The sequence below is a fragment of the Massilia suwonensis genome (assembly GCF_042655665.1).
Taxonomy (GTDB): Bacteria; Pseudomonadota; Gammaproteobacteria; order Burkholderiales; family Burkholderiaceae_D; genus Telluria; species Telluria suwonensis.
This window is the reverse complement of the sequence record NZ_JBHSMR010000015.1, coordinates 134440-157671: the sequence shown is the minus strand read 5'-3', so window position 1 is coordinate 157671 and position 23232 is coordinate 134440. Positions and strand designations below refer to the sequence as shown.

Sequence of the window (23232 nt, the reverse complement as noted above, 5' to 3'; positions counted from 1 at the left end):
CGGCTGTGTGCATATTTTGTTGCTCAGCCGGCTTTTCGGAAAATTCCCCAGCCCAGCGTTGTGCGCCGCAATAAGCTAGAATGGTTGTCCTTCGGGCCAGTCCAACGTCGATCTCATCCATGAACGCCCCAGTACACATCCAGACCCTGCTCGCCGATAACGCACCGGCGCGCCTGCGCGAAATTCCTTATAACTACACCTCGTTCTCGGACCGCGAAATCGTGATCCGCCTGCTCGGCGAGTCGTCCTGGCAGCTGCTCGACCAGCTGCGCGGCGCACGCCAGACAGGACGCTCCGCGCGCATGCTGTACGAGGTGCTGGGCGACATCTGGGTCGTACGCAGGAATCCCTACCTGCAGGACGACATGCTGGACAACCCGAAGCGCAGACAAAAGCTGATCGACGCGCTGCATCACCGCCTGGCCGAAGTGGATAAACGCCGCACCACGGTCGATGCGAACGAGGACGATGCCGCCACCGCCGCCAGCCGCAGCGCCGCGGTCGAGCAGCTACTCGCTGCAGCGCGCCAGGCCGTCGACGACTTCGGCCGCGAGTTCCGCGAGATGTATGACCTGCGCAAGAAGGCGAAATCCGTGCTCGGCGCCTACACCGATAAGCGCAACATCCGCTTCGACGGCATGCACCGCGTCTCGCACGTGACCGATGCCACCGACTGGCGCGTCGAATACCCCTTCCTGGTGCTGGTGCCGGACAGCGAGGAAGAGATGGCCGGCCTGGTGAAAGGCTGCATCGAACTCGGACTGACCATCATCCCGCGCGGCGGCGGCACCGGTTATACGGGCGGCGCGATCCCGCTGACGAACATGTCGGCCGTGATCAACACCGAAAAGCTGATCGGCCTGGGCGAAGTCGAGATGACGCGCCTGCCGGGCGTGGACCGCGACTACGCGACCATCCACACGGGCGCCGGCGTCGTGACGCAACGCGTCTCGCAGGCGGCCGAGAAGGCCGGCTTCGTGTTCGCGGTCGATCCGACCTCGGCTCACGCCTCCTGCATCGGCGGGAACATCGCGATGAACGCGGGTGGCAAGAAGGCGGTGTTGTGGGGCACGGCGCTGGATAACCTGGCCTCCTGGCGCATGGTCGATCCGAACGGCGACTGGCTCGAAGTCACGCGCCTGGATCACAACCTGGGCAAGATCCACGACGCGCCGACCGCCGTTTTTAAACTCGAATGGACGCACCCGAGCGTGAAAGGCGCGCCGCGCGGCGAGCCGTTCCGCACCGAGACGCTGACGATCGAAGGCCGCAAGTTCCGCAAGGAGGGCCTCGGTAAAGACGTCACCGACAAATTCCTCTCCGGCCTGCCGGGGATCCAGAAAGAGGGCACCGACGGCCTGATCACCTCGAGCCGCTGGATCCTGCACAAGATGCCGAAGTTCACGCGTACCGTCGCGCTGGAATTCTTCGGCCAGGCGCGCGACGCGATTCCGTCGATCGTCGAGATCAAGGATTACCTCGATTCGCTGCCGAAGAACGGCAAGCCCGAATTCGAGACCCTGCGTCTCGCCGGCCTCGAGCATTTAGATGAGCGCTACCTGCGCGCGGTCGGCTATGCCACCAAATCCAAGCGCGGCACGCTCCCTAAAATGGCGCTGTTCGGCGACATCGTCGGCGACGACGAGAACGCCGTCGCCATGGCTGCTTCCGAAGTGGTGCGCATTGCGAACACCCGCGTCGGCGAAGGTTTTGTCGCCGTGAGCGCCGAAGCCCGTAAAAAATTCTGGCTCGACCGCGCCCGCACCGCGGCCATCGCGCGCCACACCAACGCTTTTAAAATCAACGAAGACGTCGTCATCCCGTTGAACCGGATGGGCGAGTACACCGACGGCATCGAGCGCATCAACGTCGAGCTGTCGATCAAGAACAAGCTGCAGCTGGCCGCGGAACTGCACACCTATCTGTCGGGCGGCCACCTGCCGCTCGAGAAGAGCGACGACGCCACTGGCGACACGGTCGCGCGCGACGAGATCATGGGCGATCGTCCCGAGCAGGCCGTGGCCCTGGTCGAAGCCGTACAGGCGCGCTGGAACTACGTGCTGGCCAATCTCGACCAGAAGCTGGTCGCCATCCACCACCAGCTCGATGAACTCGGCCTCGGCCACCTGTCTTCCACCTTCGACCTGCGCATCGGCCAGCAGCCCGACGCCACCCTGTTCGACGTGGTGCAGGACCACACCCTGCGCATCTCCTGGAAAGCGGATTTGCGCGCGCCGCTGCGCCAGATCTTCAATGGCGCGGCCTACAAATGCATCCTCGACGAGACCGTCGCGATCCATAAACGCGTACTGCGTTCGCGCGTCTTCGTGGCGCTGCACATGCACGCCGGCGACGGCAACGTGCACACCAACCTGCCGGTGAACTCGGACGACTACGCGATGCTGCAGGACGCCCATAAAGCCGTCGAGCGCATCATGAAGCTGGCGCGTTCCTTGGATGGAGTTATCTCTGGCGAACACGGCATCGGCATCACCAAACTCGAATTCCTGACGGACGACGAGATCCAGGACTTCCGCGACTACAAACTGCGCGTCGATCCGGAAGGGCGCTTCAACAAGGGCAAGCTGCTCAATTTGAAAGAGGCCCACGCCGACCTGCGCAACGCCTACACGCCGTCCTTTGGCCTGATGGGCCACGAGTCGCTGATCATGCAGCAGAGCGACATCGGCGAGATCGCCAATTCGATCAAGGACTGCCTGCGCTGCGGGAAGTGCAAGCCGGTCTGCACGACCCACGTGCCGCAGTCGAACATGCTGTATTCGCCGCGCGACAAGATCCTCGCCACCTCCGCGCTGATCGAAGCCTTCCTCTACGAAGAGCAGACCCGCCGCGGCGTCTCGATCCGCCACTGGGAAGAGTTCGAGGACGTATCCGACCACTGCACCGTGTGCCACAAGTGCGTCACGCCATGCCCGGTCAACATCGACTTCGGCGACGTCTCGATGAACATGCGTAACCTGCTGCGCAAGATGGACAAGCGCAGCTTCAAGCCGGCCAACCGCGCGGCCATGTTCTTCCTGAACGCGACCGATCCGACCACCATCAACGCCACGCGCAAGGCGATGGTCGGCGTCGGCTTCAAGGCCCAGCGCCTCGGCAACAGCATCCTCAAGAAATTCGCCAAGGAGCAGACTGCGGCGCCGCCGCCGACCACCGGCAAGCCGCCGGTGCGCGAGCAGGTCATCCACTTCATCAACAAGAAGATGCCGGGGAACCTGCCGAAGAAGACGGCGCGCGCGCTGCTCGACATCGAGGACGACAAGGTCATCCCGATCATCCGCAATCCGAAGGCGACCAACGCCGACAGCGAAGCGGTGTTCTACTTCCCCGGCTGCGGCTCCGAGCGCCTGTTCTCGCAGGTCGGCCTGGCCACGCAGGCGATGCTGTGGGAAGTGGGCGTACAGACCGTGCTGCCGCCGGGTTACCTGTGCTGCGGCTATCCGCAGCGCGGCGCCGGCCAGTACGACAAGGCCGACAAGATGATGACGGATAACCGCGTGCTGTTCCACCGCATGGCGAATACCCTGAACTACCTCGACATCAAGACCGTCCTGGTATCGTGCGGCACCTGCTACGACCAGCTGGCGACCTATGAATTCGAGAAGATCTTCCCGGGCTGCCGCATCATGGACATCCACGAGTACCTGCTCGAAAAGGGCGTCAAGCTCGAAGGCGTCGAGGGCACGCGCTACATGTACCACGACCCTTGCCACACGCCGATGAAGATGCAGGATTCGGTCAAGACCGTGAACGCGCTGGTCTCCACGGTCGACAACGTCAAGATCGAAAAGAACGATCGCTGCTGCGGCGAGTCGGGCACCTTTGCCGTGACGCGTCCGGACATCGCGACGCAAGTCCGCTACCGCAAGGAGAGCGAAGTCGAAAAGGGCGCGGCCAAGCTGCGCGAAGACGGCTTCGAGGGCGAAGTGAAGGTGCTGACCAGCTGCCCGTCCTGCCTGCAGGGCCTGTCGCGCTACAACAATGACGCCGGCACCTCGGCCGACTACATCGTGGTCGAGATCGCGAAGCACCTGTTGGGCGAGAACTGGCTGCCGGACTACGTCGCGCGCGCCAACAACGGCGGCATCGAAAGGGTGCTGGTATGACGAACTGCGAGCTGTGCGCATTGGACGTGCCGACCGTTGTCGCCAACGACAAATTCGCCGTCATCATCGTCGACGATGCGAACTATCCGGGCTTCTGCCGCGTCATCTGGCGCGAGCACGTGCGCGAGATGAGCGATTTAACGCGCGAAGACCGCCTGCTGCTGAACGAAGCCGTGGTCGAAGTCGAGCAGGCGGTGCGCGAAGTGATGGCGCCGCATAAAATCAACGTCGCCAGTCTCGGCAACGTCGTGCCGCACCTGCACTGGCACGTGATCCCGCGCTACACTGACGATGCGCACTTCCCGGCGCCCGTGTGGGCGACCGCCGTGCGTGAAACGGACGCCGCCGTGCTCGATGCGCGGCGCGCCTTGTTGCCGCAGCTGGCCGACGCCATTGCGCGGCGTTTCAACAAAACTTAAAGACCATGCCGATTCCAACCGAACTCACCGTCCACCAGAAGTCCCGCCTGCTCGATATCGCCTTCGACGACGGCCGCGCCTTCTCGATTCCTTTCGAACTGATGCGCGTGTATTCGCCCTCGGCCGAAGTGAAGGGCCACGGACCGGGGCAGGAAGTGCTGCAGGTCGGCAAGCGCGAGGTCGGCATCCGCGGCGTCGAGCCGGTCGGGAATTATGCGGTGAAGCCGCTGTTCACCGATGGGCACGAGAGCGGGATTTTTACGTGGGATTATTTGTACAAGCTCGGTAACGAGCATGAGGCGCTGTGGCAGGACTACATGCAGCGCTTGCAGGCGGCCGGTTTCGAAGGCGACAGCGGGCGCGAGCCGGGCACGGTGTTGCCAGGTGCGCAGCCACGCGGCGGCGTCTGCGGCAGCCATAGTCACTGATTGCGTGGGCTTGTGGCGCTGTGGCGTCCGGCGTTCTTGGTTCGTTTGATCCGCGCGGGCATGCCCGCCCTACGTCACTGAAATATCGTAGGGTGGGCACTCTGTGCCCACGCGGTCGTGCCCATGCACACCCCAACGCCCGCAAATGGCGTCTCGGCTTGCATATGTCGTACCGCGTGGGCACGGAGTGCCCACCCTACGGAAGTCAGCCATAAAAAAACACCCGCGAGGGTGCTTTTTTGTTTGAGCCGCGTCGGCTGCCTGAGCAGCCGCACAAAACAACATCACTGCGGCTGGATGTTGGCAGCCTGTTTGCCCTTCGGGCCCGTGGTGATCTCGAAGCTCACGCGCTGGTTCTCGGACAGGGACTTGAAGCCCGGGGTGTTGATTGCCGAGAAGTGCGCGAACAGGTCCTCACCGCCGCCGTCAGGCGTGATGAAACCAAAACCTTTTGCATCGTTGAACCACTTAACAGTGCCAGTCGTCATTTTAATTCCCCAAAAGTTTATTGTAATGTGCCTTGTTACGGCGTGTCGGGAACCACGGATGACGCCAACGACTGTCTTAACAAAGCGAAATTATTATAGGCACAATTTCGCTTGTGTGAAGCACAATTCGACGTTGATTTTTTACTGTCGAGTTGGGTCAATACGACAAAAGCGTCGCGCTACGCATGAGATCGTTCTTAAGCGCAATGAAAGTTTCTGATTGTTGAGAAAAACATGATATTTGCAGGCGCTCAGGCCTTCGCCGTTGCCTTGGACAGGACAGCGACCAGCGCTTCGATCGCATACGGCTTCGCCAGCACCTGCACGCCCGGCAGGTCGATCTGCTGTTCGGTGTAGCCGGTGGCGAGGATGACCGGCAGGCCGGGATGGCGCTGGCGCAGGAGGCCGGCGAGATCGATGCCGCTGACCTGGCCCGGCATGACGATATCGGAGAACACGACGTCCGGACGCTGCGACGCCGTCTCCAGCAGGCGCAGCGCCGCTTCGCCGTCTTCGGCCACGATCACGTCGAAGCCGCTGTCGCGCAAGGCCCGCGTCACCGCCTCGCGCACGAGGACGTCGTCTTCCACGAACAGGACCGTGCCGCTGCCCTGCGCCGGCGCCGCGCCTTCGTCGATCTGCGGCGCGGCTGCGACTTCATCGCGGGCGCGCGCCAGGTACAGGTCGACGCGCGTGCCGATGCCGGGAATGCTGTCGAGGATGAGGGTGCCGCCGGCCTGGGTGGCGAAGGCGTAGGCCTGCGGCAGGCCCAGGCCCGTGCCCTGGCCCGGCGGTTTCGTCGTGAAGAAGGGATCGAGGGCGCGCGCCATCACGCCTGGAGTCATGCCGCTGCCGCTGTCGACCATGCTGACCAGCACGTAGTCGCCGCGCGCCAGGGTCTCGTGGGTCGAGTCGATCTCGACGTTCTTCGCTTCCAGGCGCAGCAGGCCGCCCTGCGGCATGGCGTCGCGCGCGTTCAGCGCCAGGTTCAGCAGGGCGACGTCGAACTGCAGCGGTTCGATCGTCACCGGCCACACGTCCTTCTCGCAATGCACTTCGACCGCCACGTCGCTGCGCAATGAACCCTTCATCAGCTGGACGGCGTTGCGCAGCTGCTCGCAGATGTCAACGGTTGTCACGCGCGCTTCCTGCAGGCGCCCGAAGGAGCCGAGCTGGCCGGTGAGGGCGGTCGCGCGCGCCACCGTGCGCTGGCAGGTCTGGATCAGGCCTTTGACCTTTTCCTCGCGCGTGGAGAAGGCGGCCAGCTGCAGCGCCGTGGTGAGCGTTTGCAGCAGGTTGTTGTACTCGTGGGCGATGCCGCCGGTGAGGCGCCCCAGCGCCTCCAGCTTCTGGTTCTTCAACAGCGCGCTTTGCGCCCGTTCGGTGGCGGCGATCGCGGCGGCGACGCGCGCCTCCATCTCGGTCTGGCCGTGGCGGATGCGGGTGCTGGCCTCGGCCAGCTGCCGCGCCACGCTGTCGAGTTCGGCCCAGCCGGCCGGCGCGTAGGGCACTTCGGCGCCTTCGCCCAGGGCTTTCGCGCTGTGGCCGAGCGCCTCGATCGGGGCGATGGCGCGGGTGGCGAAGCGGCGCGCCGCGGCCAGGCCGGCAATCAGGAGCAGCGCCATCACGCCGCCGAGCAGGGCGGCCGCGCGCAGGGGCGCGGCGCGCAGTTCGCTGTCCGGGATGCTGAGCAAGATCTTCCAGTCTGCCGCAGGCACGGTGCTGACGAACACCCGCGAATCGACACCGTCGAGAGAAGTCGATTCGAACATCGTCTCGCGCAGAACGGCCAGGCGCGCACGTGTTTGCGGACGGATCGGCTTGCCGACAAACCGCTCCGGCATGCGCGAGCGGGCGACGACGAGCCCGTTGCGGTCGACGATGGTCACCATCCAGCCTTGCGGCAATTGCTGGCGCTCGAGCAGGCGCTGCAGCGCGCTGGCATTCACACCCAGGGACAGCAGATAACGGAGATGTCCCTCCAGCTTGACCGGAACCTGGATCGCGAAATCATGACGCTGGCCCACTTGCGCCATGAACAGGTCCGACACCAGCGTGTGCTCGGCGCCATGGCGCTTCATCAATTCGGGGATGTTCGATGCGCCGCGCCGCGGCAGTTCGGCGCCATAGGGCCGGCGCGTATTGAGGAGCTGGCGGCCGTCGAGATCGAACAGGACCATGACCGATGCCGGCGGCGGCGCCGCGCGGCGTGCATACTCGTAGAACTCCGGCAAATCGCCGCGTTCGAGCGATGGCGCCCTGGCCAGCGCCAGCAGCAGCGTTTCCTTGGTTTCCAGCTCGTTATCGACCAGCAGCGCCATAGCGCGCGCCGTTTCCGTCATGCTGCGGTTCTGCGCCATCTGGGCGTCGCGATAGACGTAAGCGACGGCAAGCGCCGCCGCGATGAACGAGGGAACCAGGATCGACAGCACAAGCAGCAGAAAGCGTGTCCTGGTTCGCATGGAAATAAATATTGCGTGAAGGGAAGTGAAAGGCGGAGGAAGGAATTATACAAGAGTCAACAAAAACGGGCTGCACGGCTGAGCCCATTTCCAGGCGCCGGTCCGCTCCCGCGCTTGCCTCATGCATGTCGCTTGTATAATGCACACAGATCAACCGGCAGAGCACTATGACCAACACCACCCATTTCGGCTACAAGACTGTCTCCGAGGACGACAAGGTCCACGAGGTCGCCAAGGTTTTCCATTCCGTCGCGTCGAAATACGACGTCATGAACGACCTCATGTCCGGCGGCCTGCACCGCATCTGGAAGACCTTCACCATTGCCCAGGCCGGCGTGCGTCCGGGCTTCAAGGTGCTCGACATCGCCGGCGGCACCGGCGACCTGTCGAAGGCTTTTGCGAAGCAGGCGGGGCCGAGCGGGGAAGTCTGGCTCACCGACATCAACGAGTCGATGCTGCGCGTGGGCCGCGACCGTCTATTGAATAAGGGTCTGGTCACCCCCACCTTGCTGTGTGATGCGGAAAAGCTGCCTTTCCCGGACAATTACTTCGACCGGGTCAGCGTGGCCTTTGGCCTGCGCAACATGACGCACAAGGACCAGGCGCTGGCGGAAATGCGCCGCGTGCTGAAACCGGGCGGCAAGCTGCTGGTGCTGGAGTTCTCGAAAGTGGCGGCGCCGCTGCAAAAGCCGTACGACGTGTATTCGTTCTCGGTGCTGCCTTGGCTGGGCCAGCGCATCGCGAACGATGCCGAAAGCTACCGTTACCTGGCCGAGTCGATCCGCATGCACCCGGACCAGGAAACGCTGAAGACGATGATGGAAACCGCAGGACTGGAGCGCGTGCAGTACTTCAACCTGACGGCGGGTGTGGCGGCGCTGCACACCGGTATCAAACTTTAAGGTTTAAAGGGGACGACAATGAAAAAATTCCTGGTCACGATGGTGCTGGCCCTGACCACGACGGCAATGATCAGCGAAGCGATCGCCCGTCCGATGGGCAGCCGCCGTTCGATCGGCCGCCAGTCGCAGACGGTGCGCCAGATGCCTGCCCCGGCACCGGCCCCGATGACGCCGATGAACCGGCAGGCGGCCACCCCGGCCCCGAACGCCCCGGTCGCCGGCGCCGCTGCCGGCGCCGCCGGTGCGCGTGCCGCGACCCAGCAGCGTCCGAGCATGTGGAAGGGCTTGCTGGGCGGCGCGCTGCTCGGCCTTGGCCTCGGCGCCCTGTTCTCGCACCTGGGCATCGGCGGCGCCATGGCCTCGGTGCTGTCGACCCTGCTGATGCTGGCGCTGCTGGCCTTTGCCGTGATGTTCATCGTGCGCATGTTCCGCCGCAAGGATACGCCGGCGAATGCGCAGTTCCGCAATGGCGGCTTCAACCAGCCGATGCCGGCGGGCGGGCCGTCGAGCTTCTCGACCCCGGATATCGGTTCCGGCCTGCAGCAGCCTTATCAGCCGCATCCAGCTTCGGGCGTCTCGCTGAACAAGGCTCCAGCCCAGCACACCCCATGGGGCGTGCCGGCCGACTTCGACACCGACGCTTTCCTGCGCCATGCGAAATCCTCCTTCATCCGCATGCAGGCAGCCTGGGATAAAGGCGACGTCGCCGACCTGCGCGAATTCACGACCCCTGAGGTGTTCGCCGAACTCAAAATGCAGATCGCCGAGCGCGGCGCCAATGCCGACTTCACCGACGTCGTTTCGATCGACGCCCAGCTGCTCGGCATCGAAACCGGTCCGGCCGACTACCTGGCCAGCGTCCAGTTCAACGGCATGATCCGTACGGCGCCGAATGCGCCGGCCGAGCCTTTCGCCGAAGTCTGGAACATGGAAAAGCCATTGTCCGGCAACACCGGATGGGTCTTGGCGGGTATCCAGCAGCTGGCGTAATGTTTTTCTGAAAACTTCCTGTGCGGCCGGGTTTGTGCCCGGCAAACTGGTAAGATCGAAACCGCCCGCGTGACAACGGGCGGTTTTGTTTTTTAGCGACCCTATTTATGTTCCCGAGCTCTTTCATTTTGTCGCCGCAGCATGCGCTGAGCGCTTCCGCCGTCGCCACGATCAACCACTTGCTGGTCGACGAGTCCTGGGCGCGCGCGTCCCTGCAGCGCCATACCGGCAAGATCGCCGTGATCGATACCGGCCACCTGGCACTGCGCCTGCGCGTGGCCGCGGACGGCCTGCTCGAAGCTGGGCTGCCGGATGCGGTGCCGAACGTCACCATCCACGTGAAACTGTCGGACCTGCCGCTGATCGCCCAGAACCGCGAGCGCGCCTTTTCCTACGTGCGCATCGAAGGCGACGCCGAATTCGCGAATACCATTTCCCAGCTCAGCCGCGGCTTGCGTTGGGAGCCCGAGCACGACCTGGAACGCCTGTTCGGTCCGATCGGCGCCCAGCGCCTGGCCGGCGGCGCCCGCAGCGCCTTTGCCAATGCGAATGCCGCCGGACGCCGCCTGGCCGAAAACCTGGCCGAGTTCCTGGTCGAGGAGCGCCCGGTGCTGGTGCGCCCGAGCGACGTCGATGCTTTCGGCGCCGACGTGGTGCGCCTGCGCGACGACATCGAGCGCACGGCCAAGCGCATCGCGCGCCTGGAACAATTGATGAAGCAGCCGCCGGTTCCAGTCGCGCCGACGGCGCCGGTGCTCGCCGGCACCGCCATTCCGACAACCCGCCCGAGCGGGGACCACACCCTGGATAGCTGATGATATTGAAATTCCTGCGCCTGCTTAAAATCTTCACGGTCGCAACCAAGTACGGCCTCGATGAAATCGCAATGTCCGGCCTGGGCGTACCGCGTACCGCCCGCATCATCAACGGCATGTTTTTCTGGCGCAGGATCACCAGCCCGCGCGCGGTCCGCCTGCGCCTGGCGCTTGAGGAGCTAGGCCCCATCTTCATCAAGTTCGGCCAGGTGCTGTCCACACGGCGCGACCTGATGCCGCCCGACATCGCCGACGAACTGTCCCTGCTGCAGGACCGCGTTCCGCCTTTCGATTCGAACCTCGCCATTGCCCAGATCACGGCCGCGCTCGGCGCCCATCCTGATCAATTGTTCGCCAGCTTCGATCCGGTGCCGGTGGCCTCGGCCTCGATTGCCCAGGTCCACTTCGCGACCCTGAAAAACGGCAAGCAGGTGGCGATCAAGGTGCTGCGCCCTGGCATGAAGAAGACCATCGACGAGGACATCGCCCTGATGTACATGGCGACCGGCCTGATCGAGCGCGTCTGGGCCGAAAGCCGGCGCCTGAAACCGCGCGAAGTCGTGGCCGAGTTCGACAAGTACTTGCACGACGAACTCGACCTGATGCGTGAAGCGGCAAATGCCGCCCAGCTGCGCCGCAATTTCGCGGATTCGGAATTGTTGATGGTGCCGGAAATGTACTGGGACTATTGCACCAGCAGCGTGATCGTCATGGAGCGCATGAACGGCATTCCGGTCTCGCAGATCGACCGCCTGGCGGCCGAAGGCGTGGACCTCAAAAAGCTGTCCAGCGACGGCGTCGAAATTTTCTTTACTCAAGTTTTCCGCGACGGCTTTTTCCACGCCGATATGCACCCGGGTAACATCCTGGTATCGATCGAGCCGGAGACCTTTGGCCGCTACATTGCGCTCGACTTCGGCATCGTCGGCACCCTGAACGACTTCGACAAGGATTACCTGTCGCAGAATTTCCTTGCCTTCTTCCGGCGCGACTATAAACGCGTGGCCGAAGCCCACATCGAATCGGGCTGGGCGCCGCGCACTACCCGCGTCGACGAACTGGAAGCGGCCGTGCGCGCCTGCTGCGAGCCGATCTTCGACCGGCCTCTGAAAGATATTTCCTTCGGCCAGATCCTGCTGCGCCTGTTCCAGACCTCGCGCCGCTTCAATGTCGAAGTGCAGCCGCAACTGGTGCTGCTGCAGAAGACCCTCTTAAATATCGAGGGCCTGGGACGCCAGCTGGACCCGGACCTGGACTTGTGGAAGACGGCGAAGCCGTATCTGGAGCGCTGGATGGCCGAGCAGGTCGGCTGGCGCGGTTTTGTCGAGAAACTCAAGGACGAGGCGCCACGCTACGCCCACATCTTCCCGCAACTGCCGCGCCTGGTGCACCGCGCCCTCGAGCACCAGGCCCAGCCGCATGCGGCCACGCACGACCTGCTGACGATGCTGGTGCTGGAGCAGCGCCGCACCAATCGCCTGATCGGTTTCGTCGCCTGGCTGGCCGGCGGCATCGCCTCGGGCATCATCTTCGCTGCCCTGTTTGCGCGCTATGGCCAACACCTCTGACATTCCCAGCTTCAAAAGCCGCGATCCGCTCAGCCCGGAATTCTGGGACGAGCGCTTCGAGCGCGATTTCACGCCCTGGGACCTGGGCGGCGTACCGCAAGCCCTGCGTACGTTTGTCGAACGCAACCCGGCGCCGCGCACGGCCCTGATTCCTGGTTGCGGCAACGGTTACGAACTAACTTTCCTGTCTGAAGCTGGGTGGAACGCGACTGCGATCGATTTTTCACCGGCCGCCGTGCAGCGTGCACGCCGCTTGGTGGGGCAATGGGCGGAGCGCGTAGAGGAGGCCGATTTCTTCGCCTGGCAGCCGCAGCAGCCGCTCGAGCTCATCTACGAACGCGCCTTCCTCTGTGCGTTGCCGTCGACGATGCGTCCGCAAGTCGCGGCGCGCTATGCGGAGCTGTTGCCTGCGGACGGTTTGCTGGCCGGGTTCTTTTTCTTCGGCAGTGCGCCGAAAGGGCCGCCATTCGCGATCCCGCGTTCCGAACTGGAAGCGCTGCTGGCGCCGCATTTCGAGCTGGTCGAGGAAGGGGAGGTGGTCGACTCGCTGCCGGTCTTCGGCGGGCAGGAGCGCTGGATGGTGTGGCGCCGTCGCTGAGATAAAAAAAAGCCCGCTTGAGCGGGCTTTTAACTGCAGCATTCTTGTACGGCCATGCGGCGATCAGGGATCGCGCTAACTTCTGTTTCTTAGACCTAGTCCCACCGGCCGAAGCCTGGCGGCAGCTTGCGCTGTCGAAGATGCTATTTAAACAGCTGAGTTGATTTTCGGCAAATGAATCGGCCGAAAGACGCCTTCGGATGGTGATTAAAAACAACACTTCGCACAACTGCTGCTTTCCTGGGCAGTGCCGGGCGGCTCCAGCAAGGCCATCAATCGGCCAGAGCCCGCTAAAAGCTTTATAATTCAGGGTTTTGAAGATTTTTGCGGAGTATCAGATGCCGATCTACGCCTACCGCTGCGATGAATGCGGTTTTTCCAAAGATGTGCTGCAAAAAATTTCCGATCCGGTCCTGACGACCTGCCTGTCCTGCGGCAAAGACGCGTTCAAAAAGCAGGTGACGGCGGCCGGTTTCCAGCTCAAGGGCACCGGCTGGTATGTGACCGACTTCCGTGGCGGCAGCGCCCCGGCCACCGGCACCGCTCCCGGCACGACGGCTGCAGCAGCCCCGGCTGCGGCGAGCAGCGAGAGCACGACGGCCGCCAGCCCGGCGCCGGCGGCTCCGGCCAAGAGCGACACGAGCGCGTCCTGACGCGACACTGCGGCCTGCGGGCCGCAGCAATAAGAACAATGAGAATCTGATGCGCAAATATTTCCTGACTGGCTTGCTGATCCTGGTGCCGCTGGCGATTACCGCCTGGGTGCTGAGCATGATCATCGGCACCCTCGACCAGTCGCTGCTGTTCGTGCCTGCGCGCTGGCAGCCGCGGGCCCTGTTCGGTTTCGACATTCCCGGCATCGGCGCGATCCTGACGCTGGCCATCGTCTTCCTGACCGGCCTGCTGACGAACAACCTGGTGGGCAAGTACATCGTGCGCATCGGCGAGCGTCTGCTCAAGCGTATCCCGGTCGTCAGCTCGCTCTACGGCAGCGTGAAGCAGGTGTCCGACACCCTGTTCTCGTCGTCCGGCAACGCCTTCCGCCAGGCCGTGCTGATTCCGTATCCGCATGCGGATTCCTATACCATCGCTTTCCTCACCGGCGTGCCGGGAGGCGATGTGAAGAACCACCTGGTCGGCGAGTACGTCAGCGTCTACGTGCCGACCACGCCGAACCCGACCTCGGGCTTTTTCCTGATGATGGAGCGCAGCAAGGTCGTCGAGCTGGACATGACGGTCGATGCGGCGCTGAAATACATCGTCTCCATGGGCGTCGTCGCTCCTGAATAAGCCTCCCGAGCGGACTACAATAGCAAGAATATGACCCGCCGCTGGCGGGGCAATCGATACACCAACCTGGAATAGAGAAAATATGTCCTCCATGCGTACCAACTACTGCGGCCTCGTCACCGAAGAACTGCTGGGCCAAACCGTCAGCCTGTGCGGCTGGGTGCATCGCCGTCGCGACCACGGTGGCGTCATCTTCATCGACCTGCGCGACCGCGAAGGCCTGGTGCAGGTCGTCTGCCACCCGGACAACGCCGAGGTCTTCAAGGCCGCCGAGCACGTGCGTAACGAGTACTGCCTGCGCATCACCGGCACCGTCGCCAACCGCCTGGAAGGCACGGCCAACGCCAACCTGAAGTCGGGCAAGATCGAGATCAACGCCGCCACCGTCGAAGTGCTGAACGCATCGGTGCCGGTGCCTTTCCAGCTGGACGACGACAACCTGTCGGAAACCACCCGCCTGACGCACCGCGTGCTCGACCTGCGCCGCGACCAGATGCAGCACAACCTGCGCCTGCGTTATAAAGTGTCGATGGAAGTGCGTAAATACCTCGACAACCTGGGCTTCATCGACATCGAAACCCCGATGCTGGGCAAGTCGACCCCGGAAGGCGCACGCGACTACCTGGTCCCGTCGCGCGTGAACCCGGGCACCTTCTTCGCGCTGCCGCAGTCGCCGCAGCTGTTCAAGCAGCTGCTGATGGTCGCCAACTTCGACCGCTACTACCAGATCACCAAGTGCTTCCGCGACGAAGACCTGCGCGCCGACCGCCAGCCGGAATTCACGCAAATCGACTGCGAAACCTCCTTCCTGACCGAACAGGAAATCCGTGACCTGTTCGAAGACATGATGCGCGTCGTCTTCAAGAACGCCGCCGGCATCGACCTGCCGAACCCGTTCCCGGTGATGGACTTCGCGACCGCCATGGGCTCCTACGGCTCGGACAAGCCGGACATGCGCGTGAAGCTGCAGTTCACCGAACTGACCGAACTGATGAAGACCGTCGAATTCAAGGTCTTCAACAGCGCCGCCAACATGACCGGCGGCCGTGTGGTCGGCCTGCGCGTGCCGCAGGGCGGTTCGATGCCGCGTTCGGAAATCGACGCGTACACGCAGTTCGTCGCCATCTACGGCGCCAAGGGCCTGGCCTACATCAAGGTCAACGAAAAAGCGAAGGGCCGTGAAGGCCTGCAGTCGCCGATCGTCAAGAATCTGTCGGACGAAGTCCTGGCACAAGTGCTGGAACTGACCGGCGCCCAGGACGGCGACCTGATCTTCTTCGGCGCCGACAAAGCCAAGGTCGTCAACGACGCCATCGGCGCGCTGCGCGTAAAAATCGGCCACTCGGAATTCGGCAAGAAGGCCGGCCTGTTCGACGACGTCTGGTCGCCGCTGTGGGTGATCGACTTCCCGATGTTCGAGTACGACGACGAAGCGAACCGCTGGAGCGCTACCCACCACCCGTTCACGGCCCCGAAAGACGGCCACGAAGACATGCTGGAAACGGATCCGGGCGCGTGCATCGCCAAGGCCTACGACATGGTCCTGAACGGCTGGGAACTGGGCGGCGGCTCGATCCGTATCCACCGCGAAGAAGTGCAGAGCAAAGTGTTCCGCGCGCTGAAGATCGACGCCGAAGAAGCGCAGCTGAAGTTCGGCTTCCTGCTCGACGCCCTGCAATACGGCGCGCCGCCGCACGGTGGCCTGGCCTTCGGCCTGGATCGCCTGATCACGCTGATGACCGGCTCGACCTCGATCCGCGACGTGATCGCCTTCCCGAAAACCCAGCGCGCGCAGGATCTGCTGACCAACGCGCCGTCGGAAGTCGACGAGAAGCAACTGCGCGAGCTGCACATCCGCCTGCGCAACGAGCCAAAGGTAGGCTAATCGCGCTCGGCCGTATGGCTGGGTAGAATAGGGGCCGCAGCGTCATCGACGCTGCGGCCCTTTTATTTTGTTTTTCGGAGTAGCCCCGCGTGCACAAGATTCCTGAATCGGTCCTGGTCGTAATCCATACGGTGGAGATGGAGGTGCTGCTGATCGAGCGCGCCGACCGGCCGGGGTTCTGGCAATCGGTGACGGGTTCGCTCGATGCGCTGGATGAACCCTTGCTGGAAACGGCGACGCGCGAGCTGTTCGAGGAGACGGGGATTGTTGCGGACGGCGATACAATCCGCCTTCTGGACTGGGGATTGTCAAATATTTACGAGATCTATCCGACCTGGCGCCACCGCTATGCGCCGGGCGTGACCCACAATACCGAGCACGTGTTTTCGGTATGCGTGCCGCGCGATATTCCGATCACCTTGAGTCCGCGCGAGCATGTGCGGTACGCGTGGCTGCCGCTGCTCGAAGCGGCGGATCGCTGCTTTTCGTCGTCGAATGCGGAGGCGATCCTGCAGCTGCCGCGGCATTTTTCTCAGTAAAGCGTTTCGCGCTGGCGCTTTGGTAAAGCGCTGTCATAGGCCGGGCCATCGATGCCGCCTGCCGTCAGCGCGGCCAGCATCGCGCCTGGCGTAGGAACGCTCGAGGTATCGGCTTCCTCGCGCCATAGACCGGAGCGCAGGATCGAACGTGCGCACTGGAAAAATACCTTCTCGACCGCGATGCGCAGGACGCAGATGGGCCGCTTGCCGTCGACAGCGAAGGAGTCCAGCAAGTCCGGCGCGACGCATATCTCCGCGCGGCCACGCACGCGCATCGTTTCGCCGATGCCGGGAATCAGGAACAGCAAGCCGACGCGCGGATCGGCAATGACGTTGCGCAGGCTGTCGATCCGGTTGTTGCCGCGCCGCTCGGGGAGCAGCAGGGTGTGCTCATCCACAATCCGCACCAGGGCCCCGGCGTCGCCACGCGGCGATATGTCCACGCCATGCGGGCCGCTGGTGGCCAGCAGGGCAAAGCGCGCGTTTTCGATCCAGCGCGCGTACAGCGGATGCAGGCGGTCGGTCTCCTTGGCGATCGAGGGCGCTGCGACGGGGCCGAACAGGGCTTCGAGGGAGCTGAGGTCGGTGATGAGATGGTCGGACATGGTGCGCTGGTCGGATGGTGGGAATCGAATTGGCGCGCTTAGCCCAGCCTGCCGCCGATCTTTTCGCTGATCGTCTGCGCGACCCGCCGCACCACCGGGATCAGGGCGCGCAGCTGCGCTTCGTCGGTGTAGTCGGTGGTGCCCGTGACGCTGATGGCGGCGACGGTCTGGCCGCTGACGTCGCGGATCGGCACGGCGACGCAGCAGATGCTCGGCGCGTCTTCCTCGAGGTCGAAGGTGTAGCCGCCGGCGGCATAGCTGCGCATGGCGGCGAGCCAGGTGTCGAGCGGGACGCGCACGTTGCCGCGCTCTGCATCGTAGGCGTAGCGGGCCCGCCACTTGTCCTCGTCCTCGTCGAGGATCAGGGCCTTGCCGACGCCGGTCGAGCAGACCGGTTTGCGTCCGCCGATGCGCGAATTGACGCTGATCGGGCGCTGCCCGCCGATCTTGTCGAGGTAGATGATCTCGTCGCCGTCGAGCTGGGCGAGGTGGATGGTGTCCTTGGTCTGCTCGGCCAATTGCTCCATGCCGGCGCGCGCGCTGCGGGTGACGTCGGAATCGCGGTAGGCGGCAAAGCCGAGTTCGAGCAGGCGCGGGCCGAGGCGGTAGCCGCGGCGCGGCTCGAACTGCAGGTAGCGCGCCTGCACCAGGGCCGAGGCCAACCGGTGCGTGGTGCTGAAGGCCAGGCCGGTGCGGTCGGCGATGTCCTGTACGGTCAGGGCGCCGGCGGCGACGGCGTCGACCACGTCGAGGCCGCGGAACAGCGTCTGGCTGGCGGGAGTGCGGGTGGAGTCGGTGCTGTTCGTCATGTCTTCAAGTATACCGCCGCCGCGACGTGCGGCGGCGGAAAACCTGGCGCTCCTCAGTCGTCGAGCGACTGGCCGCTGCGGTCCTGGGTCCGGCTAACGGCCACCAGCGAGATCACGCCGCAGCCGATGATGAACAGGCCGACCGGCAGGTAGCTGCCGCCGTAATAGGCCATCAGCGCGGTGGCGATCAGCGGCATCGGGCCGCCGACGATGGCCGCGCCGACCTGGTAGCCGAGCGAGACGCCGGTGTAGCGCACGTCGGGCGGGAAGCTCTCGGCGAAGAAAGTGCCGAGCACCGAGCCGTAGGTCGGCCAGATCACCGAGAAGCCGATGACGACCGCCACGCAAGCGAGCCATGCCGAGCCCTGGTTCATCAGCCAGAAGAAGGGCAGCACATAGGCCATCGCCGCCACGGTGCCGAACATGAACAGCTTCTTGCGGCCGATGCGGTCCGACAGTGCGCCGTACAGGAGCATCATCGGCGAACCGAGGACGGCGGCGAGCAGCACCATGTTCAGGGCGTCGACGCGGGCGAAGTTCAGCTGCACCAGGTAGGACACGGCATAGGTGGCGAACAGGAAGAAGGTCGAGGTCTCGACGAACTTGGCGCCGATCACGACCAGCACCGCGCGCCAGTGTTTGGTCATCGTCTCGACCAGCGGCATCTTCTTCTCGGTACGCGTGGACAGCACCTTGCGGAAGGACGGGGTCTCGTCGACGTTATTGCGGATCCACATGCCGATCAGCACCAGCACGATCGACAGCACGAAGGGAATGCGCCAGCCCCAGGACAGGAAGGCTTCCTCCGACATGCCCGAGCTCAGGCTCGAGGTGACCAGGTTGCCCAGCGCCAGGCCGATCAGCGCGCCGATCTGCGGCACGGCGCCGTAGAAGCCGCGGCGCCTGGCCGGCGAGTATTCGACCGCCAGCAGCAGCCCGCCGCCCCATTCGCCGCCCAGCGCCAGGCCCTGCAGCAGGCGCAGCAGCGTCAGGATCACGGGCGCCCACAGGCCGATGGCGGCATAGGTCGGGGTCAGGCCGATCAGGACGGTCGACACGCCCATGATCCCGAGCGTCATGGCCAGCGTCTTCTTGCGGCCGATGCGGTCGCCTATGTGGCTGAACACGATGCCGCCCAGCGGGCGGATCAGGAAGGCCAGCGCGAACGAGGCCAGCGCCAGCAGCTGGCTGGTGACGGCGTCGCCCGACGGGAAGAACAGCTTGCCGAACACCGTGGCCGACATGGTCCCGTACAGGAAGTAGTCGTACCACTCGATGGTGCTGCCGACCGCGCTGCCCATCAGGGCGCGGCGCCGGTCGCTTTGCGGGATCAGGGTCTCCTTGGATGCCGCCATGCCCTGGCCGGGGCTTGCGATGGTCTGGTTCATTGTTTGTCTCCTCGTTTGAATGGGGTCGCGCTGCTTTATTGTTTGTTGAGCAGGTCCAGGGCGACGTCGACGATCATGTCTTCCTGGCCGCCGACCATGCGGCGCTTGCCCAGTTCCACCAGGATGTCGACGGTCTTGACGCCGTATTTTTTCGCGGCGACTTCGGAGTGGCGCAGGAAGCTCGAATACACGCCGGCATAGCCCAGCGCCAAGGTTTCGCGGTCGACCCGTACCGGGCGGTCCTGCAGCGGGCGCACCAGTTCGTCGGCGGCGTCCATCAGCGCATACAGGTCGGTGCCGTGGTCCCAACCGAGGCGGTCGGCCGCGGCGATGAAGACTTCCAGCGGCGCGTTGCCCGCACCCGCGCCCATGCCGGCCAGGCTGGCGTCGATGCGGTCGCAGCCTTCCTCGACGGCGACGATGGAGTTGGCCACACCCAGCGACAGGTTGTGGTGGGCGTGCATGCCGGTGGTGGTGGCCGGGGCGAGCACCGCCTTCAGGGCGCGGAAGCGCGCGCGCACGTCGTCCATGCCGAGCGCGCCGCCCGAGTCGACCACATAGATCGTCGTCGCGCCATAGCTTTCCATCTTCTTCGCCTCGAGTGCCAGGTTTTCCGGCGTCGTCATGTGGCTCATCATCAGGAAGCCGACCGTGTCCATGCCCAGCTCGCGGGCGCGCTCGATGTGCTGGCGCGAGACATCGGCCTCGGTACAGTGCGTCGCCACGCGCACGATGCGCGCGCCGGCTTTATAGGCGTTGTCGAGGTCGTGGATGGTGCCGATGCCGGGCAGCAGCAGGGTGGCGATCTGCGCATGCGAGATCTCGCCGGCCACCGCCTCGATCCATTCGAGGTCGGTATGGGCGCCGAAGCCGTAGTTGAAGCTGGAACCCTGCAGGCCGTCGCCATGGGCTACTTCGATCGAATCGACGCGGGCCTTGTCGAGCGCGCGGGCGATGTCCTTGACGTTCTGGATCGAGTACTGGTGGCGGATTGCGTGGCTGCCGTCACGCAGGGTCACGTCGGAAATGTAGAGCTTCTTGCCGGGGATATAGGGCATGGGGTGTCTCCTCAAGGGGTCAGGATGGCCTGGGCCATGCGCTCGGCGGTGGCGAGGGCGGCGGAGGTCATGATGTCGAGATTGCCGGCGTAGGCGGGCAGATAGTGGGCGGCGCCTTCGACCTCCAGGAACACCGAGGTCTTCAGGCCGCTGAATTTACCCAGGCCGGGAATGTTCAGCGGAGCGTCGGCCGGAATCTCGTCGAACTGCACCTTCTGCTTGAGGCGGTAGCCGGGCACGTAGCGCTGCACTGCTGCGGCCATTTCCTCGACCGAGGCCGCGATTTCGACCTGGCTGGCGGCGGCGCTCAGCACATACACGGTATCGCGCATCATCAGCGGCGGCTCGGCGGGATTGAGGACGATGATGGCCTTGCCCTTGGCGGCCCCGCCGATCACCTCGATCGCCTTGGAGGTCGTCTCGGTGAACTCGTCGATGTTGGCGCGCGTGCCGGGACCGGCCGATTTACTGGAAATCGACGCGACGATCTCGGCGTAGTGGACTTTCGCCACGCGCGAGACCGCCGCGACCATCGGGATCGTCGCCTGGCCGCCGCAAGTGACCATGTTGACGTTCAGAGCGTCGAGGCATTTGTCCAGGTTCCCCACCGGGACGCAGTAGGGACCGATCGCAGCCGGCGTCAGGTCGATCATGCGGATGCCCGGCTTCACTTCGCGCAGGCGGGCATCGTTCTTGACGTGAGCGCCGGCGCTGGTGGCGTCGAACACGACGTCGATCTGGTCGAAGTTCGGCAGTTTGATCAAGCCTTCCACGCCTTCGTGCGTGACCGGCACGCCCATGCGCGTGGCACGCGCCAGGCCGTCGGAAGCGGGGTCGATGCCGACCATGGCGCCCATTTCCAGATATTTGCCATTGCGCAGGATCTTGATCATCAAGTCCGTGCCGATGTTGCCGGATCCAATGATCGCGGCCTTGAGTTTCCTTGTTACCAATTGATCCTCCTTGGCGGGCAGGTCGCTGCCGGCCTTCGTGTGTTTGTGGGGCGCTGCGTGGGGGACCGCCGCATATAAGGAAGTGTGATTAAAATCGTTCGTTTCCGATCCGGCTTGGAGTAGTCTGATCAAATGGACAACTACGACACGGAGCAGGCCGGCTCCAGCCCCTGGCACCTCGGCCCCATCATCGACGCGCTGCGCACCTCGCGCGAATCGACCCACAACATCCGCCATCAGGGACGCGTACGCGAGCTGCCGTCGCGCACGGTGCTGCGCCAGGTAATCGAAGGCGTGTCGGCGGCGCTGTTCCCGACGCATTACGGGCGGCCGGACCTGAACGACGAGAGCATCGATTACTTCGTCGGCGACACCCTGAACGTCGCGCTCGACCGCCTGGTCGAGCAGGTGCGTCGTGCGCTGCGCTTCAATACGGAGCTGGAGAACGCGGGCGAAGCGGAACTGGCCGAGCGGGCGCGGGCGATTACGCGCAGCTTCGCGAGCAGCCTGCCGGAGATCCGCGCGCTGCTGGTGTCCGACGTGCAGGCGGCATTGGCCGGCGACCCGGCGGCCAGTTCGGTGGCCGAGATCATGCTGTGCTATCCGGGCACGATCGCCGTGCTGTACCACCGTCTCGCGCATTGCCTGCACCGCCTCGGCACGCCGTTTTTGGCGCGCCTGGCCGCCGACATCGCGCACACGCTGACCGGGATCGACATCCACCCGGCCGCGCAGATCGGCGCCAGCTTCTTCATCGACCACGGCACCGGCGTCGTCATCGGAGAGACGGCGATCATCGGCAAGCACGTGCGCCTGTACCAGGCCGTCACCCTGGGGGCGCGCCGCTTCCCGACGGACGACAGCGGGGCCCTGGTGAAAGGCGCACCGCGGCATCCGATCGTCGAGGACGATGTCGTCATCTATGCCGGGGCCACCATCCTCGGGCGGATCACGGTCGGTGCTGGGTCCACCATCGGCGGCAATGTCTGGCTGACGCAAAGCGTGGCGCCGGGCAGTAACGTGACCCAGGCACAAATGCGTAATACTTGAGCATCAGCGACGGGCCGTCCCGTATCTGTCTCGGTATTGTTGAGGCGCCGCAGCGAGCAATCGCTGCGGCGCTTTGCTTTTTATCAAGAAGACAGTCGGGCGCGATCTCAACTTTGCAATCGATATGCCGAAGTATTTACAAGTCAAGCGTTTTTTGTTTGTAGGCGAAAATACAACACATACCTTCTCCTTGTCCTACAAAACAGCGGCATTGACACGGACAAAATTTTGCTTTGTTGAAAATAATGCATTCGATTGTTACCGAAAGTAATTAATGTTGTATCGAAAGTTCGTCGGACAAGTGTAAAACCTCGGCGAATATGCATACAAATTGATACAAATATGTCGCCTGCCTAAATAAATTATCTACGGAAACGTTTCTTGTTACACATTGAAACAAGTTCAGCAAGCAAAAATGGCTGAAGGAAATTCGCTATGTTAGGTAGCGCACAATAGAATCTGCGTTTGACAATCAGAAACCAGTCCCCTATTGTCAGCAATTCGCGTGACGCGAAGTTGTGAACTGCAACACGTCCAACCAACGGATTCTGGGAGAAGAAAGAGATGAACCAATTCGAACTGAAGCACGAGGAAAAAGTGAAGGCAGTGAGCGTGGACGATGATTGCTTCTACATCGACCTGCAATGCGGACTGCGCCTGAGCGGCCCGCGCCTGGTTTCCATTCCACTGTCGGAAGCCGAACACCTGGCGGCGCCGCGCAATGCCGCATTGCGCCAGAACTGGGAAGCAGCACCAGCGTTCGAATGAACTGCGTGCGGGGTAGCGGCTCCCAGAGGCCGCGCCCCGTGGCGCACGATTGGCAATGTTATAAAAATGAACACGGGCTGATGGGGTTAG

Annotated in this window: 21 protein-coding genes; 14 read left to right on the top strand and 7 right to left on the bottom strand. The window is 63.7% G+C overall.

What is annotated here, in order from left to right:
- Positions 1-119 precede the first annotated feature (119 nt).
- From ACFPQ5_RS24250 to ACFPQ5_RS24240, 3 genes are read left to right on the top strand one after another with little or no spacing between them, the layout of a single operon-like run.
- On the top strand, positions 120-4127 hold the full coding sequence (locus tag ACFPQ5_RS24250) for a DUF3683 domain-containing protein (RefSeq protein ID WP_379761624.1): 4008 nt from the start codon (positions 120-122) through the stop codon (positions 4125-4127).
- A complete protein-coding gene (locus ACFPQ5_RS24245; RefSeq protein ID WP_379761622.1) occupies positions 4124-4546 on the top strand; it encodes an HIT family protein in 423 nt (140 codons plus the stop codon). The genes ACFPQ5_RS24250 and ACFPQ5_RS24245 overlap by 4 nt, the downstream gene beginning before the upstream one ends.
- Positions 4547-4551: 5 nt before the next feature.
- Complete coding sequence (locus ACFPQ5_RS24240) at positions 4552-4974, top strand: gamma-butyrobetaine hydroxylase family protein (protein ID WP_379761620.1); 423 nt, start codon at positions 4552-4554, stop codon at positions 4972-4974.
- 284 nt (positions 4975-5258) lie between these two features.
- Here ACFPQ5_RS24240 and ACFPQ5_RS24235 read toward each other — a convergent pair whose 3' ends face one another.
- Entirely contained in the window at positions 5259-5462 is a 204-nt protein-coding gene (locus ACFPQ5_RS24235; RefSeq protein WP_379761618.1) for a cold-shock protein, read from the bottom strand.
- Positions 5463-5713: 251 nt separating this feature from the next.
- Positions 5714-7924 (bottom strand): hybrid sensor histidine kinase/response regulator, encoded by a 2211-nt coding sequence (locus tag ACFPQ5_RS24230; protein ID WP_379761616.1) that lies wholly within the window; start codon positions 7922-7924, stop codon positions 5714-5716.
- 167 nt (positions 7925-8091) lie between these two features.
- Here ACFPQ5_RS24230 and ubiE point away from each other — a divergent pair, with 167 nt between their 5' ends.
- From ubiE to nudB, 9 genes are all read left to right on the top strand, one after another.
- Entirely contained in the window at positions 8092-8826 is a 735-nt protein-coding gene (ubiE, locus tag ACFPQ5_RS24225) for a bifunctional demethylmenaquinone methyltransferase/2-methoxy-6-polyprenyl-1,4-benzoquinol methylase UbiE (protein ID WP_379761614.1), read from the top strand.
- 18 nt (positions 8827-8844) lie between these two features.
- Positions 8845-9816 (top strand): Tim44 domain-containing protein, encoded by a 972-nt coding sequence (locus tag ACFPQ5_RS24220; protein ID WP_379761612.1) that lies wholly within the window; start codon positions 8845-8847, stop codon positions 9814-9816.
- A gap of 107 nt (positions 9817-9923) precedes the next feature.
- The gene (locus ACFPQ5_RS24215; protein ID WP_379761610.1) at positions 9924-10631 is read left to right on the top strand and encodes a ubiquinone biosynthesis accessory factor UbiJ; all 708 of its coding nucleotides are present in this window, start codon (positions 9924-9926) and stop codon (positions 10629-10631) included.
- Positions 10631-12199 carry a ubiquinone biosynthesis regulatory protein kinase UbiB gene (gene ubiB / locus ACFPQ5_RS24210; RefSeq protein WP_379761608.1) on the top strand — a complete coding sequence of 523 codons (1569 nt, stop codon included), beginning with the start codon at positions 10631-10633 and terminating at the stop codon, positions 12197-12199. Before ACFPQ5_RS24215 ends, ubiB begins: the two co-directional genes overlap by 1 nt.
- Positions 12183-12797 (top strand): methyltransferase, encoded by a 615-nt coding sequence (locus tag ACFPQ5_RS24205; RefSeq protein ID WP_379761606.1) that lies wholly within the window; start codon positions 12183-12185, stop codon positions 12795-12797. The genes ubiB and ACFPQ5_RS24205 overlap by 17 nt, the downstream gene beginning before the upstream one ends.
- A gap of 338 nt (positions 12798-13135) precedes the next feature.
- A complete protein-coding gene (locus ACFPQ5_RS24200) occupies positions 13136-13450 on the top strand; it encodes an FmdB family zinc ribbon protein (protein ID WP_379761604.1) in 315 nt (104 codons plus the stop codon).
- A gap of 49 nt (positions 13451-13499) precedes the next feature.
- The gene (locus ACFPQ5_RS24195; RefSeq protein ID WP_379761602.1) at positions 13500-14087 is read left to right on the top strand and encodes a DUF502 domain-containing protein; all 588 of its coding nucleotides are present in this window, start codon (positions 13500-13502) and stop codon (positions 14085-14087) included.
- Positions 14088-14178: 91 nt separating this feature from the next.
- Complete coding sequence (aspS, locus tag ACFPQ5_RS24190) at positions 14179-15972, top strand: aspartate--tRNA ligase (RefSeq protein ID WP_379761742.1); 1794 nt, start codon at positions 14179-14181, stop codon at positions 15970-15972.
- A gap of 89 nt (positions 15973-16061) precedes the next feature.
- On the top strand, positions 16062-16511 hold the full coding sequence (nudB, locus tag ACFPQ5_RS24185; protein ID WP_379761600.1) for a dihydroneopterin triphosphate diphosphatase: 450 nt from the start codon (positions 16062-16064) through the stop codon (positions 16509-16511).
- On the opposite strand, the gene ACFPQ5_RS24180 is transcribed toward nudB, so the two are convergent.
- The 5 genes from ACFPQ5_RS24180 to ACFPQ5_RS24160 are packed head-to-tail and all read right to left on the bottom strand — an operon-like array spanning position 16505 to position 21324.
- Complete coding sequence (locus ACFPQ5_RS24180) at positions 16505-17116, bottom strand: pyridoxamine 5'-phosphate oxidase family protein (RefSeq protein WP_379761598.1); 612 nt, start codon at positions 17114-17116, stop codon at positions 16505-16507. The two genes, nudB and ACFPQ5_RS24180, sit on opposite strands and share 7 nt — an antisense overlap.
- 38 nt (positions 17117-17154) lie before the next feature.
- Entirely contained in the window at positions 17155-17925 is a 771-nt protein-coding gene (locus tag ACFPQ5_RS24175; RefSeq protein ID WP_379761596.1) for an IclR family transcriptional regulator, read from the bottom strand.
- Between the two features lie 53 nt (positions 17926-17978).
- A complete protein-coding gene (locus ACFPQ5_RS24170) occupies positions 17979-19313 on the bottom strand; it encodes an MFS transporter (protein ID WP_379761594.1) in 1335 nt (444 codons plus the stop codon).
- A gap of 35 nt (positions 19314-19348) precedes the next feature.
- Positions 19349-20362: a 4-hydroxy-2-oxovalerate aldolase gene (gene dmpG / locus ACFPQ5_RS24165; RefSeq protein ID WP_379761740.1), complete on the bottom strand. Its 1014-nt coding sequence runs from the start codon at positions 20360-20362 to the stop codon at positions 19349-19351.
- Positions 20363-20382: 20 nt separating this feature from the next.
- The gene (locus tag ACFPQ5_RS24160) at positions 20383-21324 is read right to left on the bottom strand and encodes an acetaldehyde dehydrogenase (acetylating) (RefSeq protein WP_379761592.1); all 942 of its coding nucleotides are present in this window, start codon (positions 21322-21324) and stop codon (positions 20383-20385) included.
- Between the two features lie 132 nt (positions 21325-21456).
- On the opposite strand from ACFPQ5_RS24160, the gene epsC reads away from it, so the two are divergent.
- Both epsC and ACFPQ5_RS24150 read left to right on the top strand, forming a co-directional pair.
- Positions 21457-22374 (top strand): serine O-acetyltransferase EpsC, encoded by a 918-nt coding sequence (gene epsC / locus ACFPQ5_RS24155; protein ID WP_379761590.1) that lies wholly within the window; start codon positions 21457-21459, stop codon positions 22372-22374.
- Positions 22375-22938: 564 nt separating this feature from the next.
- Positions 22939-23142: a hypothetical protein gene (locus ACFPQ5_RS24150; RefSeq protein ID WP_379761588.1), complete on the top strand. Its 204-nt coding sequence runs from the start codon at positions 22939-22941 to the stop codon at positions 23140-23142.
- The last annotated feature ends 90 nt before the right edge of the window (positions 23143-23232 follow it).